Source organism: Spirillospora sp. NPDC052242, from assembly GCF_040679555.1.
Taxonomy (GTDB): domain Bacteria; phylum Actinomycetota; class Actinomycetes; order Streptosporangiales; family Streptosporangiaceae; genus Spirillospora.
In genome coordinates this window covers 119,493-134,907 of the sequence record NZ_JBFAUZ010000003.1, presented here as the reverse complement: position 1 = coordinate 134,907, position 15,415 = coordinate 119,493, and the positions used below count along the sequence as shown (strand labels likewise).

Sequence of the window (15,415 nt, the reverse complement as noted above, 5' to 3'; positions counted from 1 at the left end):
TCGGCTCGCGCCGCGCCGACGCGTCCCCCGCACACCCGCACCACCCGCAGCCCGCACCCGAACGGAGCCCTCTTGGCCGCCGCCGCAATCGCGATCTTCGTCGTCGCGTACGTCCTGATCGCCTCGGAGAAGATCCACCGCACCGCCGTCGCGCTCGGCGGCGCCGGGCTCATGCTCCTCCTGCACATCGCCGACGCCGAGTCGGCGTTCTTCTCCGAAGAGACCGGTATCGACTGGAACGTCGTCTTCCTGCTGCTCGGCATGATGGTGATCGTCTCGGTGCTGCGGCAGACCGGAGTGTTCGAGTTCGTCGCGATCTGGGCGGCCAAACGGGCGCGCGGGAAGCCGTACCGGCTGATGGTGATGCTCGTGCTCATCACCGCGTCCGCGTCCGCGCTGCTCGACAACGTGACGACCGTGCTGCTGATCGCGCCCGTGACGTTCCTGGTCTGCGAGCGGCTCGGGCTGAAGGTCGTCCCGTACCTGATCGCCGAGGTGATGGCGTCGAACATCGGCGGCACCGCCACCCTCGTCGGCGACCCGCCGAACATCATCATCGCGAGCCGCGCCGGGCTGTCGTTCAACGACTTCCTGATCCACCTGGCGCCGCTGGTCGTCGTGCTCGTCGCCGTGTTCTGCCTGATCTGCCGGGTGCTGTTCCGCTCCGCGTTCCGGTACGACCCGGAGCGCGCGAAGGAGGTCATGTCGCTGAACGAGCGCGAGGCGATCACCGACCGGCGGCTGCTGTGGCAGGGCCTCGCCGTCCTCGCGATCGTGATCGTCGCGTTCGTCCTGCACCCGGTGCTGCACTACGAGCCGTCCGTCGTGGCGCTGCTCGGCGCGGGCCTGCTCGTCGCCGCCACCAAGGTGACCACCGAGGACGCGCTGCGCGAGGTCGAGTGGCCCACGCTGGTGTTCTTCGCGGGCCTGTTCGTGATGGTCGGCGGGCTCGTCGAGACGGGCGTCATCGGCGAGGTGTCGAACTTCGCCGCCGAGCAGACCGAAGGGCGGCTCGGGCTCGCCACCATGGTGCTGCTGTGGGGATCCGCCGTCATCTCGGCGATCGTCGACAACATCCCGTACGTCGCCACGATGAGCCCGATCGTCGCCGACCTCGTCCAGGGCTACCCCGGCGACGACGGCCAGGTGCTGTGGTGGGCGCTCGCGCTCGGCGCCGACCTCGGCGGCAACGCCACCGCGATCGGCGCCAGCGCGAACGTCGTCGTGCTCGGGATCGCCGCCCGCAACGGGGCGCCGATCAGCTTCTGGCACTTCACCAAGTACGGCATCGTCGTCACCGTCGCGATGATCGCGCTGGCGACCCCGTACCTGTGGCTCCGCTACCTGTGACGCGGCGTCACCCGCGGTGGGCGACCTTGTCGCGCAGCCGGTCGGCGGCGGCCACCGCCGGCCCGGCGGCCTTCAGGACGCCCGGCTTGGGGGGAGTGTGCGGGTGCGGGCGCGTCGGGGCCTTCTTCTTGCCCTCGGCCAGCTTCCGGCCCAGCTCCTCGGCCCGCTCCTTGGTGATGACCTTGCGCAGCTCCGGCCACACCCGGGTCTCCTCGTAGGCGATGTGCTCGCGGCCGTCCACGATGAACGTGCGCAGCAGCTCCTCGAACCGTTCGTCGTCCGGCTTCATGCCCATGAGGTCGTTCAGGACGAACTTCGCGGACTGCTCCTGCCCCACGGCGTGGTCCGCGAGCCGGTCGCCCTCGGGCACCAGCTCCCGCACCGTCGGCCAGAAGTACTCCTCCTCGACGGCCTCGTGCCGGGACTCGTCCATGATCAGCCGCTCGACCATCTTCCGGCGATGCTCGAGCCCTTCCGGACCCGTCCGTCCGGCCCCGGCCTCCAGTTCGGCGAGGACCTCCTTCACGTGGTCGTGGTCCCGTCCGAGCACTTCGAAGACGTCAGCCATGGGTCCTCCTCTCGATGGCGAACACTGGGCCCCTGCCCCGTGGGCGCGGCCCAAACGTCCGCGCCCACGGGACCCATGTCACGTGTGATTAACCGGTTCCGTCGGGTATCGCCCCCAGCAGAGTCGATCAGAAAGGAGCCGGGACGATGCCGAAGACCACCGGCAAGGGCCAGGCGAAGAAGGAGGAGCTGCCCGACACCATCAAGCGTTCGGACGCCAAGGCGCAGCGCACCTTCGCGAAGGCGCACGACTCGGCCGTCCAGGAGTACGGCGAGGGGCGCCGGGCCCACCAGGTCGCCTACGCGGCCCTGAAGCACACCCACGAGAAGGTCGGCGACCGCTGGGAGCCGAAGTCCGGCGGCAAGGGGCCGTCCGACGAGCAGGCCGAAGGCGGCCGGAACACCTCCCGCAAGACGGCCGGCGGCGTGAACGCGAACGCGTCGAAGTCCCACCTCTACGACGTCGCGAAGCGCCTCGACATCTCCGGCCGCTCGAACATGAGCAAGAACGAGCTGGTGAAGGCCATCGAGAAGGCCAACAAGAGCCAGACGCGCAAGGCCCGCGGGAAGTCCTGAGCCGTCACAGGCGACGCCTGACCTGGTCGCGGACCGGACGGCCGAGGCCGCGCAGCACCGCCTCGGCGCGCTCGCTCCCCCTCAGCAGGTCCGCGATGACCGCGGGCGGCACGTAGGCGAGCGCCGCGCACAGCGGCCGGACCGGCATCGCGTCCGCCACCCGCGCCGCGACGGCGGCCGGCAGCGCCCCGATGATCCCCGCCGCGGTCCGCGGCTCCGCCCGCGCCAGGATCCGCGCCGCCTCGTCCGGCGGCATCGCCCGCAGCACGGCCACGGCCGCCTCCGGGTCGAGCCCGCCGACGGCGCCCCCGGCCTGGGCGGACCCGAGCATCTGCAGCACCGCCGCCGCGTGCGCCGCCGTCCGCCCGTCCGGGCGGCGCGCGGCGAGCACGGCGGCGAGCAGGACGCCCGCCGTCCGCGCCGACCCCGCCGCGAGCACCTGCGCGGCCTGCTCGCGCGGCAACCGGCGCAGCACCGCCCCGGCCGCCCGGGCGCCGACGGCCTCCAGCACCTCCCGGACGACCTCGGGCGCAACCCCGCGCAACGCCGCGACCACCGCGTCCACGTCCGCGTCCGCCGCCGCGAGCACCCGCGCAAGCTCGGCCGGCCGCACCCCCCGAACCGCGTCCCCCACGCGACCGGCGTCACGTCCGTCCGCCGGGCTCCGCCCCTCGCGCACGGGACGCCGCTCACCCGGCGAGCGTGGTTCGCCCGGGATGCGGCCGCCGTCCGATGTCCGCCGCTTGGGTGGGGGGCGCCGGCTGGGGTCCGTGCGGGTCGGGGCGGGGTCGTGGTCGGGGGTGCCGCCGCAGGAGAAGGGCTCGCCGTCGTCGGTGATCGGGGCGCGGTCGCGGGCGGGGGGTGCGAGGACGGCGTCCAGGGTGCGGCGGAGGGACTCGCTCGTCAGGCGGGCGGACGGGTCCTTCTCCAGGAGCCCGAGGACGGGCGCGGCGAGGCGGCCGGAGGCGGTCGGGTGCGGCGGGGGTTCGTGCATGACGGCCCAGAGGGTCGCGGAGGCGACGTCGGGGCCCTCGCCGCGGCGGAACGGCGAGCGGCCTTCGAGGGCCTCGAACAGGACGACGCCGAGCGACCACAGGTCGGCGGGCGGGCCGACGTCGGCGCCCCTGATCCGTTCGGGCGCCATGTACTCGGCGGTGCCGACGACGAGTCCGGTGCCGGTGAGGCGGGCGGCGTCGCCGACGAGGGCGATGCCGAAGTCGATGAGGCGGACGCGGCCGCCGTCCTCGATGAGGACGTTCGCCGGTTTGACGTCGCGGTGGACGACGCCGCTGCGGTGCACGGCGTCGAGGGCGTCGAGGAGGGCGAGGGCGGTGCGGGCGGCGTCCCGTTCGGTGAGGGTGCGCTCGGCGAGGACGTCGGCGAGCGGGACGCCCTCGACGAGTTCCATGACGAGCCAGGGGTCGCCGCCGTCGAGGAACACGTCGTAGATCCCGACGATGCCGGGGTGCGCGACGCGGGCGAGGGCCTTCGCCTCACGGAAGGCGCGTTCGCGCAGTTCGGGGGCGTTGGTGAAGGCGCCGAGCAGGAGCGCCTTGAGCGCCACCCGGCGGTCGAGGACGGTGTCCTCGGCGAGCCAGACCTCGCCCATGCCGCCGCGCCCGACGGGTTCCACCAGCCGGTACCGGTCGTTGAGGACGCGGCCCGGGGACGACTCAGTAGTCGTCATCGTCGTACAGCGGCTGCCCGTCGGAGTTGCGCGCCGGGTCGGCGCTCGCGCGGGTGTCGGCGATGCGGCGGATGGCCTCGTCGTCGGCGGCGGTCTCGGCACCGGCGTCGTGCCCGTTGCGCTCGAACCCGTTGCCGCCGAGGTCGCCGAGGTCGGCGGTCGGGAGGCCCTCCGCGTCGGCGGGGCGGTCGGCCACCCGGGTGTGCGCCACCGGTTCGGCGGCTTCCGGCGCGTCGCCGCGTTCCTCTCCCTTGCGTTCCCAGATGGACATGGTGGAGGACGACGGGTCGACGCCGAAGTCGATTCCGACGGGGTCCCGGCGGGTGCCGGCGCGGGCCTCGCGCATCTCCCGTTTGATCTCCAGGCCGAGGATGCGGTCGTAGTTGCCGGGTTTCATCATCAGCTTGACCGTCACCGGCAGGCATTCGATCAGCAGGAAGAACAGGAAGAGCAGGATCCGCGCGCCCGCCAGGGTGGTGTCGTTGCGGGACACTTCGCCGAGCGCCTCCAGGCGGATGAGCAGCCCGTTGGTTCTGGCGTTCTCCCCGTCGAACTGTTTCTGCAGCGTTTCCTGCCGTTCCCTGGCGTCCTCCAGTTGTTGCCGCGCCTGGGGCAGTTCCGCGGTGGCCTGCTGGAGGCGGGTGCTCTTGGCGGCTTCGCTGTCGGCGGCGAGTTCCTGCTTGCGGGCCTCGATCTGCCCGTTCAGTTCCGTGACCTGCCCGCGGGCCTTGTCGTAGGCGGCTTTACTGGCGGACGCCAGCGGCCCGGGGCCTTCGCGGGTGCAGCCGTCGCCGCCATAGAGCTGGCACTGCCATTCGTCGTAGTGCTTGTCCGCGACCTTCTGCTGCTCGTTCCGCTGCCGCTCCAGCGTCTTGATCTCCGGGTCGGTGGCCGGGTCGAGCGGGACGTCGCCGCGCGAGCGCACGACCTCCTGCAGCGTGTCGACCTGCTTCTGCAGGGCGGTGACCTGGCGGCCGATCTCGCCCGTCCGCTGCTCGGCGGTGAACGCGTTGCTGCGCCGCTGCTTGATCTCGACGATCTGCGCGTCGATCTCGGACTTGAAGATCTGCAGGACGAGCGGGGTGGAGACGACGGCGCCCAGCAGGATCGCCATGAGGATGCGGGGCACCGCGAACTTCATCCGCGGGCCCTCGGCGGGGATGGAGGTGACGAGCCAGCGGTCGAGGCTCAAGATGGCGGCGCCCCACGCGAGCGCGATCGGCGCGGCGAGAAGGGGGTGCACGCCGAGGGCGCTGTACATGGCGAACCACATCGACAGCGCGGCGAGGACGCTGGTGGTGAGGACGGCGCCGCCGATGCCCTCGTACTTCGTGCGCTCGGACGGGCAGCGGCGAAGGATCTCCGGGCGGGCCCCGGAAAGGGCGATCAGAAAACGTCGCATCTCATCCCTCTCGCCCGTTTCGAGCAGGGGACGATCACGCCCCCGGCAGACGACGGCCAAGTGTAACCGCGCGCCCACGAATAACGGGCTGTGCGGGCATTCCGGGTGGCCAGATCAGGCCATAATCGACAGCACCGGCATGATCAGCGGGGAGAATCCCCGAGGACGCGCGCGCTCGGGCGCGCGCGGCCGCCTCGCCGGTTATCGGAACGCCCGTCCCGGCGGCGCTCGGGGAGAATGGGAAACGACGGGAGTCGCAGTTGGCCGTTCCAGGTGAGGAACTACCAAAATCCCTCACCAAGGCGATCAGGGGACTTTCCGGGCATCACCGGCTGATCGTGGTGGAGGCCGCCGCCGACGGGATCAGCGCCTACCAGGTGGGGCGCAACGCCGCCGACGTGCCCGTGGCCAGGGTCTGGCGGACGACGTGGGAGGAGATGTCGGCCGACGGCGCGCCCGAGAAGGAGCGCGTCCTGCGGGCGGCGCGCCTCGACCCCGCCGCCACGACCCTGCTGGTCTGCACCTTCCCGGACGGCGCCGATCCGGCGCAGGCGATCGCGTGGCTGCAGGCGGCGGCGCCGGACGCGCAGACGCACACGGCGCCGGGCGCCGCGATCGGCGGGCTGCTGCGCACGGTCATCGCGGACGAGCCCCTCACCCAGCTGTACGAACTGGCGACCCTCGCCGCCGGACCGGACGGGACGCTGCGGTTCCGGGGCCGGGTGCTGTTCCCCGTCGGGTCCCGGCGCCGCGACACCGTCCCCCTCGACCTGCGCTTCCACCGCAGCGACGGGCCCGGCGCCGCGCTCGCCGTCATCTCGTGGGCCGACCGCCGCTTCCGGCTGGTGTCGCTGCAGCGCGCGCACGTCCCGCCCGGCCGGTACGAGGTGACCGCCGAGCTCGAACGGCCCGGCCGCGTCCGGTTCCACGGGCTGCCCGACGCGCCGGTCCGCGACGACCGGACGTGGGACGAGCTCGTCGCGGCCGTCCCGGACCGGCTGCCGCCCGAACCGCCGGACGTGCACCTGGTGTGCGCGATCGAGACGTCCGGGCCGGCCGACGACGTCGCCGCGCGGCTCGACCGCGCGACCCAGTTCGTCCGGAACGCGGCGGCCGGGCCGGGGCCCGAACCGGCGGTCACGCTCGTCGCGTACGGACCGCACGCGTTCGTCCGCCGCCCGCCCCCGCCGCTGCGGGTCGTCGCGGACCGCCGGCCCGCCGCCGACGCGCTGCGGGCGCTCGACGACCTGCGCGACCGCGAGCCCGACGACCCCGGGTACCCGCGCGCCGCCGCCGTCGAGTGCGTCCTGGCGGAGCTCGAGCGGCTGATCCCCGCCCGGGACCCGGCCCACGTCGCGCTGCTGCTGTTCGGCGACCGGCCGCCGCACCCCGCCGAGGTGGCGCCGTCGGAGATCCTGCCGTGCCCCGCCGCCGCGGACTGGCGGACGACGCTGGCGGTGCTGCGCCGCCGCCCCGGCTTCGCGTGCGGCGCCGTCACCGACCGTCCCGCCCGCCGCGCCGACCCGTTCTGGGCCGGTTTCGCGGGCGACGCCCTCGCCGGACAGGACGCCGTGGACGTGCCGGCGCTCGCCGCCCGGCTCGGCCTCGGCGCCGCCGAACCGCGGTACGTCCCGTTCCCGTTCGACGAGACCACCTGACCCGACCCGCCCGACGGATGGAGCGAACCCGAGCATGGCAGCCGAGAGGCAACCGCCGTCCCCCGACCACAACATCGCCATGTGGGGGGCCACCGGTTCCGGCAAGACGACCTTCCTCGCCGCGCTGGACATCGCGCTGAGCCGGGCGGACCACATCGACTGGAAGGTCATCGGCGCCAACGAGGCGTCCACGGACGTCCTGATCAAGCTGTCGAGCAAGCTCGCGAACGACAACGAGTTCCCCGACGCGACCTTCGGCGTGGAGCAGTACCAGTGGCGGCTCGTCGGGCAGAGTGAGCACCGTGAGGGTCGTCTCTGGAACCGGCGCACGGTGCGGCGCGGGCACTCCGTCGGCCTCGACGTCCACGACGCCGAGGGCGAGCTGTTCAGCAACGACTTCATCGGCGACCACGAGCCGATGCTGCAGAGCCTCGCGCGCAGCCGCGGCATCGTGTACCTGTTCGACCCGATCCGCGAGTTCGAGGTGGGCGACGCCTACAAGAGCCTCGACGGCATGCTCGCCCGGCTGGCGCAGCGCATGCTGAACGCCGAGGACGCGCCGGACGACGGGCGGCTCCCCCACTACGTCGCGGTCTGCACCACCAAGTTCGACGAGGTGCGGGTGCTGCAGACCGCCCAGAACCTCGGCCTGCTGGACTTCGACGCCGACGAGCACGGGTGCCCCCGGGTGGCGGGCGGCGAGGACGCGCGGGAGCTGTTCCGCGAGCTGTGCTCGGTGTCGCGGAGCGGCACCGCCGACCTCGTCCTGCGCAAGCTCACCCGGTACTTCCGCGAGGACCGGATCGGCTTCTTCGTGACGTCCGCGGTCGGGTTCCACCTGGACCCGCGCGTCAACCGGTTCAATCCGCGGGACTACCAGAACGTCGTGCCGGACGCCCGGTCGCAGCGCGGCTTCCGCATCCGTTCCGGCGTGCGGCCCATCAACGTGATGGAGCCGCTCCTGTGGCTGGCGGAGCGGCTGTCGGACGGCGTCCGCGTGGACTTGGAGACCGAGGCGGCACGGTGAGCGACCGGATCGAGATCGTCCCCGAGTGGGCGGTGTGGGGGAAGGAGCCCAGCGGCCTGTCCTACCGGGTGCTGCGGTGCAGCGACGGCCACCTGAACGACGCCGGCTTCACCCGCATCATGCAGCGGTACTCCACCGGGACCCACACCGACCTGCCGCAGGTCACGCTGAGCTGGGCCCGCGCGGAGGGCGAACTCTACATCGGCATGGCCGTCCAGCGCCGGACGGACGAGCGCGACCACACCGGCCGCAAGATCGTCATGACGCGCTACTGCGCGCTGCCCTACTCGCGGCTTCCGGAGCCGGTCTCGTACGAGGCGATCTACCACGCGCTGAGCGACTGGCGGCCGCCGGCCGAGGGCGCCGCCGCCGCACCCCTGCACCTGCCGCCGCTGTACCCGGACGCCATCGCGCCGCAGGCCACCGAGCACGCGATGGGCGTGGCCGCGCTGCTGCTCACCGGGACGCCGGTGCACATCGTGCCGTCCGGGGAGGTCCCGTCGTACCTGGAGCGGCTCCGGTTCCTCGACGCCGTCGCCGCGCTCCTGCCGTACGGGATGCGCACCGAGCTGTCCGCGGCGACGTGGGTGAGCAGCACGTCGCAGAGCCGCATCCGGCTCGCGTTCACCAGCCACGCCGACAAGGACGCGCACGCGGTGCCGTGGGGCGCCGTGCCGAGCTTCGCCGACGCGTGGAACTCGCCCGCGCACGCGTACGCCGAACTGCTGGGCGTCCACGCGGGCACGCCGGAACGGGCGGCCGACGTGATCCGGCGGCTGGCCGCGCTCCGCGAGCCGCTGCGCTGGGACGCGGGCTTCGCCGTGCGGGCCCTGGAACTGCTCCGCGCCCAGGTCCAGACGGCCGAGCCACGGCCCGACCCGCCGTCCGACGGCGAGGAGCACTACCGGCGGGCCGAGGACGCGATGCGCGCCTGCGTCCACGCCGTCCTGCACGGCGACGGGCCCGCCTTCACCGAGGCGGTGGCGCGCCTCCAGCAGGTCCAGGACGCCGAGCTGGACGAGGCGCAGCGGAGCGCGCTCTGGGACATCGCCGTCGAGGGCGGGCTGCCCTCGCTGCGGCCCCGGGCCGGCGACGACCCGGAGGTCGACCGGCTCTACGAGGCGTGCCTGCGCCTCGGCCTCGGCCCCGCCCTCGACCGCACCCACCTGTTCGTGGTCGAGCAGGACCTCGGCGAGGCCGTCTCCGCCCGGCTGCTGAACATCATGGCGCGCATGGCCGCCGGCGACCCCGCCACCTACCTGGCGATCGCCGTCCGGCTGCGCTGGAACACGACGAACCTGCTCGACGGGCTGAGCAGCCGGACGCTCGCGCAGCTCGCCGTCCAGCAGGACCGGAAGGACGTCCTCGAGATCGTCCACCGCGAACTCTGCAGGCGCGCCGAACGGGACCCGTCCGTCCGGGACGCCCTCGCGGAGAGCGGCTACCTCGCGGGCCCGGTCGAACGCTTCCACGGGGGCATCTACCCCCAGTTCGTCTCGCTGCGGCAGCTTCTCTCGACCGCCTTCGGCCCGCGGCTCGACCGCTCGCAGTTCGCCCGGATCGTCCGCGGCGGCAGGCTCTACCCGCCGACGCCCGCGCTCATCTTCGCGGCCCTCGCCCTGTACCGGGAGCCGGACGCGGGCGAGACGCTCGCCTCCGCGTACTTCCGGGGGTTCCTGGAGACGCCGTACCTGCCGAACGAGCTGCGGTCGCTGCTGGAGGACGCGCTCGGCCCCCGCCCCTTCCCCGCCCCGGGCGGTGCCCCGGGCGGCGGCGCGGGCGGGGATCCCGGCGGGAGCGCGGGGGACGACGAGAAGGCGCAGCGACGCTACATCTCCCTGGTCAAGGACCGCCTGTCCCGCCGCGGCGAGCGCAAGTCGCCGCTGTGATCCCGCGCCGCGGTCAGAGCACCTCCTCCACGGCGGCGGAGATCCTCATGCCGGTCCCCACGTCACCGGCGAAGCTGGTCCGCACCAGCCGGGCGGGCCCCCAGGTGACGTAGGCGAGATCCGGGTTCCGGTCGGTGGCGAGGATCCCGAGCAGTTCGTTCGCCCGACGCTGCTGAGCGCTTGACCGCCTGAACGTGAACCCGTCCGCCATCTCCAGGTCGTCGAACGCGATGGCGTCCGGACGGGCGCCCGGGACGGCCGTGTTCACGACGACGGGCCTGCCGGCGGCCCGCAGCAGATCGGCGAGCCGCGTGACGAACAGGTATTTGCCGAGGCGGTGCCGTGCCGGCGCTGCCGGACGAACGACGCCGCGAGCGCCGGCGCGTCGATGCGTTCGAGGCTCTCCCGCAGGCGGGCGACGACGCGGCGGCCGTCCTCGATGAGGGAGAGGTCGGCGGCGATGAACTCGGCCCTGGACGGCGCCGACGGGGACCGGCGCGCCGTCGACATGCGCGCGGTCGCGGCGGCGGCCGGAGTCGGCATCGGCACGCTCCACCGGCACTTCCCCGCCAGGGACGACCTCGTGCAGGCCATCACCGGGTCCGACCTCGCCGTGGGCCACCGGGGCAGCGTAATGGGCGAACCCCTCGAACGGGAGACGTTCGGGCATGACGGGACGGCGGCCGGGGCCTCGCGGCGGCCCGCGCGCGGGGGCGGGTTCTCGGTGGGCGGGAGTGCCCGGTTCCGGGCCGGGCGGGAGCGGTTACTCTACCAAACAGTTGTTAGAAAGAAGGGAGGCGATCATGGTGGTCGAGTACGCGCGGCGGGGGGACGTCGCGGTGGTGACGATGAACCGGCCGGAGTACCGCAACGCGCAGAACTCCGCGATGACCTACGCGCTGGACGAGGCGTTCTACCGGGCGGCCGGGGACGACGGCGTCAAGGTGATCGTGCTCGCCGGGGCGGGGCCGCACTTCTCGGCCGGGCACGACATCGGCACCCCCGGGCGGGACGCCGACCGGACCTTCCCCCGCAAGGCCGGCATGTGGTGGGACCACGTCGGCAAGTCGGGCGCGGAGAGCCGGTTCGCGCGGGAGTCGGAGGTCTACCTCGGGATGTGCCGCCGGTGGCGGGAGATCCCGAAGCCGATGATCGCGTCGGTGCAGGGCGCGTGCGTGGCGGGCGGGCTGATGCTGGCGTGGGTGTGCGACCTGATCGTCGCGTCGGACGACGCCTTCTTCGCCGACCCCGTCGTCCGGATGGGCATTCCGGGCGTGGAGTACTTCGCGCACCCGTGGGTGATGCCCCCGCGCATCGCGAAGGAGTTCCTCTACACCGGCGAACGCATGACGGCGGCGCGCGCGCACGAACTCGGCTGGGTCAACCGCGTGGTCGCGCGGGACGCGCTGGAGGACGAGACGTTCGCGCTGGCCGACCGGATCGCGGCGATGCCCCGGATGGGGCTCGCGCTGACGAAGAAGGCCGTGAACCAGGCCGAGGATTTGCAGGGCTTGCAGACCGGGATGGACTCGGTGTTCGGCCTCCACCACCTCGCGCACGCGCACAACGCGGAGACGGGCGCGGACTCCCTGGCGGGACAGGACGCGAAGAGCATGAAGGCGGCTTCGGAGAAGGCGGCAGCGAATGGATCTTGAGTTCGGGACGGCGGACGAGGAGTTCCGCGCGGAGGTGCGGGCGTGGCTGGCGGAGCAAGTGCCCGCCGAGCCGCTGCCGTCGCTGGAGACCGAGGAGGGCTTCGCGGCCCACCGGGAGTGGGAGCGGACGCTCGGCGCCGACCGGCTGTCGGTCGTGTCGTGGCCGCAGGAGTACGGCGGCCGCGGCGTGTCGGTGCTCCAGTGGCTCGTGTTCGAGGAGGAGTACTACGCGGCGGGCGCGCCCGGCCGGGTCAGCCAGAACGGCATCAACCTGCTCGCGCCGACCCTGATGAAGCACGGGACGCCGGAGCAGCTCGCGCGGGTGCTGCCGCCGATGGCCGCCGGCGAGGTGATCTGGGCGCAGGCGTGGTCGGAGCCGGGCGCGGGCAGCGACCTGGCGGCGCTGCGCGCGACGGCGACCCGGACGGACGGCGGGTGGCTGCTGAACGGGCAGAAGACGTGGAGTTCGCGGGCGGCGTTCGCCGACCGGGGCTTCGGCCTGTTCCGGTCCGACCCGGAGAGCGAGCGGCACCGGGGCCTCACGTACCTGATGTTCCCGCTGGACGCCGAGGGCGTGACCGTCCGGCCGATCGGGCGGCTCGACGGCAAGCCCGCGTTCGCGGAACTGTTCCTCGACGGCGTGTTCGTCCCGGACGGCGACGTCATCGGCGAGCCCGGCAAGGGCTGGAACGTCGCGATGAGCACGGCGGGCAACGAGCGCGGGCTGACGCTGCGCTCCCCCGGCCGGTTCACCGCCGCGACGGAACGGCTCGTCGACCTGTGGAAGGAGCGGGCCGACCCGGCGGACACGGCGCTGCGGGACCGGGTCGCGGACGCCTGGATCCGGTCGCGCGCGTACCGGCTGAAGGGGTTCGAGACGATCTCCAGGGACGACGACATCGGCGCCGAGTCGAGCCTGAACAAGGTCTTCTGGTCGGAGCTGGACGTGGCGCTGCACGAGACGGCGCTCGACCTGCTCGGCGCGGACGGCGAGCTGGAGTCGGAGTGGCTGGAGAACTACGTGTTCTCGCTCGCCGGCCCCATCTACGCGGGCACCAACGAAATCCAGCGGAACGTGATCGCCGAGCGGCTGCTCGGCCTGCCGAGGGGGGCACGGTGAGGTTCGTCCTGTCCGAGGAGCAGCGGATGTTCGCCGGGACGCTGCGGCGGCTGCTCGCCGAGGCCGGCACCGCGAAGGCCGTCCGGGCGTGGGCGTCCGGGGACCACGGCCCGGGACGCGAGGTGTGGGCGGCGCTCGCCGAGGCGGGGCTGTTCGCGGTCGCGGTGCCGGAGGAGCGCGGCGGCGCGGGCCTGCTGCCGGTCGAGCTGGTCGCGGCGATGGAGGAGGTCGGGCGGGCGGCGGCGCCCGGCCCGTACGTCGAGACGCTCGCGGCGGCGGAGCTGCTGCCCCGGACGGGCGGCGGCGGGCTGCTGGCGGGCATCGCCGAGGGCGCGACGATGGTGACGCTCGGCGTCCCGCACGCGCTGGACGCCGACGCCGCCGACGTCGTCCTCGGGACGGACGGGAAGCCGCGCGCGGCCTCCGGCGGCCCGCTGACCTCCCTCGACCCGGCGCGGCGGCTGTTCCGGGTGAACGGGTCCCCGGGCGAGCGGCCCGACTTCGGGGTGCTGATGTGCGCGGCGCAGCAGATCGGGCTCGGCCGGGCGCTGCTGGACGTGTCGGTCGAGTACGCGAAGACGCGGCGGCAGTTCGGGCGCCCGATCGGCGAGTACCAGGCGGTCAAGCACCACCTGGCGGGCGCGATGGTCGAGCTGGAGTTCGCGCGGCCGCTGCTGTACGGGGCGGCGCTCGCGTACGGGACGCCCGAGTTCGGGCGGGACGTGTCGGCGGCGAAGGTCGCCGCGTCCGACGCGTGCTACGGCGCCGCGAAGATCGCCCTGCAGGTGCACGGCGCGATCGGCTACACCGACGAGTACGACCCGTCGCTGTGGATCCGCAAGGCGCGGGCGCTGCACTCGGCGTGGGGCACCCCCGCCGAGCACCGCGCCCGCGTCGTCGCCTCGCTCTAGCCGTCCGGGCTAGCGGGGCAGGTCCACGCGGCGGACCTTGCCGGACGCGGTCTTCGGGAGGTCGTCCACGAAGACGACCTCCCGGGGGACCTTGAAGTTCGCGAGCCGCTCCTTGCAGTGCGCGATCAGCTCCTCGGCGGCGACGGACGCGCCGGGCCGGGTGCGCACGTAGGCGCGGGCGACCTCGCCGAGCCGCTCGTCCGGGACTCCGATGACGCCGGACTCGGCGACGGCGTCGTGCCGGGCGAGGACGTCCTCGATCTCCGCCGGGTACACGTTGAAGCCGCCGACCGTGAACATCTCCTTCGTCCGGCCGGTGATCCGCAGGTTGCCGCGCTCGTCGAGGCGGCCCCGGTCGCCGGTGTCGAGCCAGCCGTCGCGGAGCGTCGCGGCGGTCGCCTCCGGGTCGTCGAGGTAGCCGCTCATCACGTTGTAGCCGCGCACGAGGACGGCGCCGTCCTCGCCCGCCGGGACCGGGTCGCCCTTGTCGTCGGCGATGACGACCTCGACGTCGTCGATCGCGCGCCCGCACGTGGTCGCGATCGTCTCGTCGTCGTCGTCCACCGAGCAGGCGGTGACGGTGCCGGACGACTCGGTGAGCCCGTAGGCGGTCACGACCTGCGGGAACAGTTCGGCGCGGATGCGGCGGACGAGCGCGACGGGGACGTCGGCGGCGCCCGTGACGGCCAGCCGCAGCGACGACAGGTCGCGGTCCGCGCGGCCGGGGGCGTCCAGCAGCGTCGTGTAGATCGTGGGCGGGCCGGGCAGGACGGTGATCCGCTCCCGCTCGATCAGCGCGAGGGTCTCGGCGGCCTCGAAGACGCGCTGCAGCACCATCGTGGCGCCCTGGAGCAGGCACGCCAGGACGCCCGCCTTGTAGCCGAACGTGTGGAACATCGGGTTGACGATGAGGTACCGGTCGCCCGCGCCGACGCCCGTCCGCCCGCACCACGCCCGGTACGTCCGGACGTTCTGCTCGTGCGTGCACAGGACGCCCTTCGGCCGTCCGGTGGTGCCCGAGGTGAACAGGATGTCGGCGACGTCGCCGGGCGCGACGGCGGCGGCCCGCGCGTCCGCGTCGGCCGCCGGGACGGCCGCGCCCGCGCCGAGGAACGCGTCCCACGCCGTCACGCCGGGCCGCTCGGGACCGTTGAACGTGACGACGCCGCGCAGGTCGGGCAGCCCGGGGATCGCGCCGGACGCGTCCTGCCCGAGCAGCCCCGGGTAGTCGATGCCGAGGAAGCCGTCCTCGACGAACAGCAGCTTCACCCGGGCCTTCTCCAGCGGCCAGCGCGCCTCGTCGCCCTTGTACCGGGTGTTGAGCGGGACGAGCGCCGCGCCCGCCGACACGGCGCCGAGCACGGTCACGATCCACTGCAGCCCGTTCGGCGCCCAGATCGAGACGCGGTCGCCCGGTTCGACGCCCGCCGCGGCGAACCCGCGCGCGGCGGCCCGCACCCGGTCGCGCAGCTCGGCGTAGGTGACGCGGACGGTCCCGTCGACGACGGCCTCCGTGTCCGGGGACGTGGCCGCGGCCCGGGCCAGCACCCCGGGAATCGTCAACTCGCTCATG

The 15,415-nt window shown here is 73.7% G+C and carries 14 protein-coding genes; 8 read left to right on the top strand and 6 right to left on the bottom strand.

All coding sequences use genetic code 11. The features are described 5' to 3' along the window. Window positions 1-72: 72 nt before the first annotated feature. Window positions 73-1,350, top strand: coding sequence for an ArsB/NhaD family transporter (locus AB0L25_RS03900; protein WP_500168351.1), 1,278 nt, complete (start codon window positions 73-75; stop codon window positions 1,348-1,350). A gap of 7 nt (window positions 1,351-1,357) precedes the next feature. Here AB0L25_RS03900 and AB0L25_RS03895 read toward each other — a convergent pair whose 3' ends face one another. Next, entirely contained in the window at window positions 1,358-1,918 is a 561-nt protein-coding gene (locus tag AB0L25_RS03895; RefSeq protein WP_500168349.1) for a hemerythrin domain-containing protein, read from the bottom strand. Window positions 1,919-2,064: 146 nt separating this feature from the next. Here AB0L25_RS03895 and AB0L25_RS03890 point away from each other — a divergent pair, with 146 nt between their 5' ends. After that, a complete protein-coding gene (locus AB0L25_RS03890) occupies window positions 2,065-2,493 on the top strand; it encodes a ChaB family protein (RefSeq protein ID WP_500168347.1) in 429 nt (142 codons plus the stop codon). Between the two features lie 4 nt (window positions 2,494-2,497). Here AB0L25_RS03890 and AB0L25_RS03885 read toward each other — a convergent pair whose 3' ends face one another. Both AB0L25_RS03885 and AB0L25_RS03880 read right to left on the bottom strand, forming a co-directional pair. After that, window positions 2,498-4,180: a protein kinase domain-containing protein gene (locus AB0L25_RS03885; protein WP_500168345.1), complete on the bottom strand. Its 1,683-nt coding sequence runs from the start codon at window positions 4,178-4,180 to the stop codon at window positions 2,498-2,500. After that, entirely contained in the window at window positions 4,167-5,582 is a 1,416-nt protein-coding gene (locus AB0L25_RS03880; protein ID WP_500168344.1) for a DUF4407 domain-containing protein, read from the bottom strand. Before AB0L25_RS03880 ends, AB0L25_RS03885 begins: the two co-directional genes overlap by 14 nt. 260 nt (window positions 5,583-5,842) lie before the next feature. On the opposite strand from AB0L25_RS03880, the gene AB0L25_RS03875 reads away from it, so the two are divergent. From AB0L25_RS03875 to AB0L25_RS03865, 3 genes are read left to right on the top strand one after another with little or no spacing between them, the layout of a single operon-like run. Then, window positions 5,843-7,240 carry a hypothetical protein gene (locus AB0L25_RS03875; RefSeq protein WP_500168342.1) on the top strand — a complete coding sequence of 466 codons (1,398 nt, stop codon included), beginning with the start codon at window positions 5,843-5,845 and terminating at the stop codon, window positions 7,238-7,240. A gap of 34 nt (window positions 7,241-7,274) precedes the next feature. After that, window positions 7,275-8,267 carry a hypothetical protein gene (locus AB0L25_RS03870; RefSeq protein ID WP_500168340.1) on the top strand — a complete coding sequence of 331 codons (993 nt, stop codon included), beginning with the start codon at window positions 7,275-7,277 and terminating at the stop codon, window positions 8,265-8,267. Beyond that, window positions 8,264-10,156, top strand: coding sequence for a hypothetical protein (locus tag AB0L25_RS03865; RefSeq protein ID WP_500168338.1), 1,893 nt, complete (start codon window positions 8,264-8,266; stop codon window positions 10,154-10,156). The genes AB0L25_RS03870 and AB0L25_RS03865 overlap by 4 nt, the downstream gene beginning before the upstream one ends. Window positions 10,157-10,169: 13 nt before the next feature. On the opposite strand, the gene AB0L25_RS03860 is transcribed toward AB0L25_RS03865, so the two are convergent. Both AB0L25_RS03860 and AB0L25_RS03855 read right to left on the bottom strand, forming a co-directional pair. After that, the gene (locus tag AB0L25_RS03860; protein WP_500168336.1) at window positions 10,170-10,424 is read right to left on the bottom strand and encodes a hypothetical protein; all 255 of its coding nucleotides are present in this window, start codon (window positions 10,422-10,424) and stop codon (window positions 10,170-10,172) included. After that, on the bottom strand, window positions 10,421-10,699 hold the full coding sequence (locus AB0L25_RS03855; RefSeq protein ID WP_500168335.1) for a hypothetical protein: 279 nt from the start codon (window positions 10,697-10,699) through the stop codon (window positions 10,421-10,423). The genes AB0L25_RS03860 and AB0L25_RS03855 overlap by 4 nt, the downstream gene beginning before the upstream one ends. 260 nt (window positions 10,700-10,959) lie before the next feature. Here AB0L25_RS03855 and AB0L25_RS03850 point away from each other — a divergent pair, with 260 nt between their 5' ends. From AB0L25_RS03850 to AB0L25_RS03840, 3 genes are read left to right on the top strand one after another with little or no spacing between them, the layout of a single operon-like run. Next, window positions 10,960-11,811, top strand: a complete 852-nt coding sequence (locus AB0L25_RS03850; protein WP_500168333.1) for an enoyl-CoA hydratase — start codon at window positions 10,960-10,962, stop codon at window positions 11,809-11,811. Then, window positions 11,801-12,931, top strand: a complete 1,131-nt coding sequence (locus AB0L25_RS03845) for an acyl-CoA dehydrogenase family protein (RefSeq protein WP_500168331.1) — start codon at window positions 11,801-11,803, stop codon at window positions 12,929-12,931. Before AB0L25_RS03850 ends, AB0L25_RS03845 begins: the two co-directional genes overlap by 11 nt. Beyond that, window positions 12,928-13,842: an acyl-CoA dehydrogenase family protein gene (locus AB0L25_RS03840; protein ID WP_500168329.1), complete on the top strand. Its 915-nt coding sequence runs from the start codon at window positions 12,928-12,930 to the stop codon at window positions 13,840-13,842. Before AB0L25_RS03845 ends, AB0L25_RS03840 begins: the two co-directional genes overlap by 4 nt. 9 nt (window positions 13,843-13,851) lie before the next feature. Here AB0L25_RS03840 and AB0L25_RS03835 read toward each other — a convergent pair whose 3' ends face one another. Next, window positions 13,852-15,414 carry a FadD3 family acyl-CoA ligase gene (locus tag AB0L25_RS03835; RefSeq protein WP_500168328.1) on the bottom strand — a complete coding sequence of 521 codons (1,563 nt, stop codon included), beginning with the start codon at window positions 15,412-15,414 and terminating at the stop codon, window positions 13,852-13,854. Window position 15,415: the final 1 nt, after the last annotated feature.

Coding starts and splice junctions, on each gene's coding strand:
- AB0L25_RS03855 (WP_500168335.1), bottom strand. CDS start 10,699: ATGCCGACTCCGGCCGCCGCCGCGACCGCGCGCATGTCGACGGCGCGC.
- AB0L25_RS03870 (WP_500168340.1), top strand. CDS start 7,275: ATGGCAGCCGAGAGGCAACCGCCGTCCCCCGACCACAACATCGCCATG.
- AB0L25_RS03880 (WP_500168344.1), bottom strand. CDS start 5,582: ATGCGACGTTTTCTGATCGCCCTTTCCGGGGCCCGCCCGGAGATCCTT.
- AB0L25_RS03890 (WP_500168347.1), top strand. CDS start 2,065: ATGCCGAAGACCACCGGCAAGGGCCAGGCGAAGAAGGAGGAGCTGCCC.
- AB0L25_RS03845 (WP_500168331.1), top strand. CDS start 11,801: ATGGATCTTGAGTTCGGGACGGCGGACGAGGAGTTCCGCGCGGAGGTG.
- AB0L25_RS03895 (WP_500168349.1), bottom strand. CDS start 1,918: ATGGCTGACGTCTTCGAAGTGCTCGGACGGGACCACGACCACGTGAAG.
- AB0L25_RS03885 (WP_500168345.1), bottom strand. CDS start 4,180: ATGACGACTACTGAGTCGTCCCCGGGCCGCGTCCTCAACGACCGGTAC.
- AB0L25_RS03835 (WP_500168328.1), bottom strand. CDS start 15,414: ATGAGCGAGTTGACGATTCCCGGGGTGCTGGCCCGGGCCGCGGCCACG.
- AB0L25_RS03850 (WP_500168333.1), top strand. CDS start 10,960: ATGGTGGTCGAGTACGCGCGGCGGGGGGACGTCGCGGTGGTGACGATG.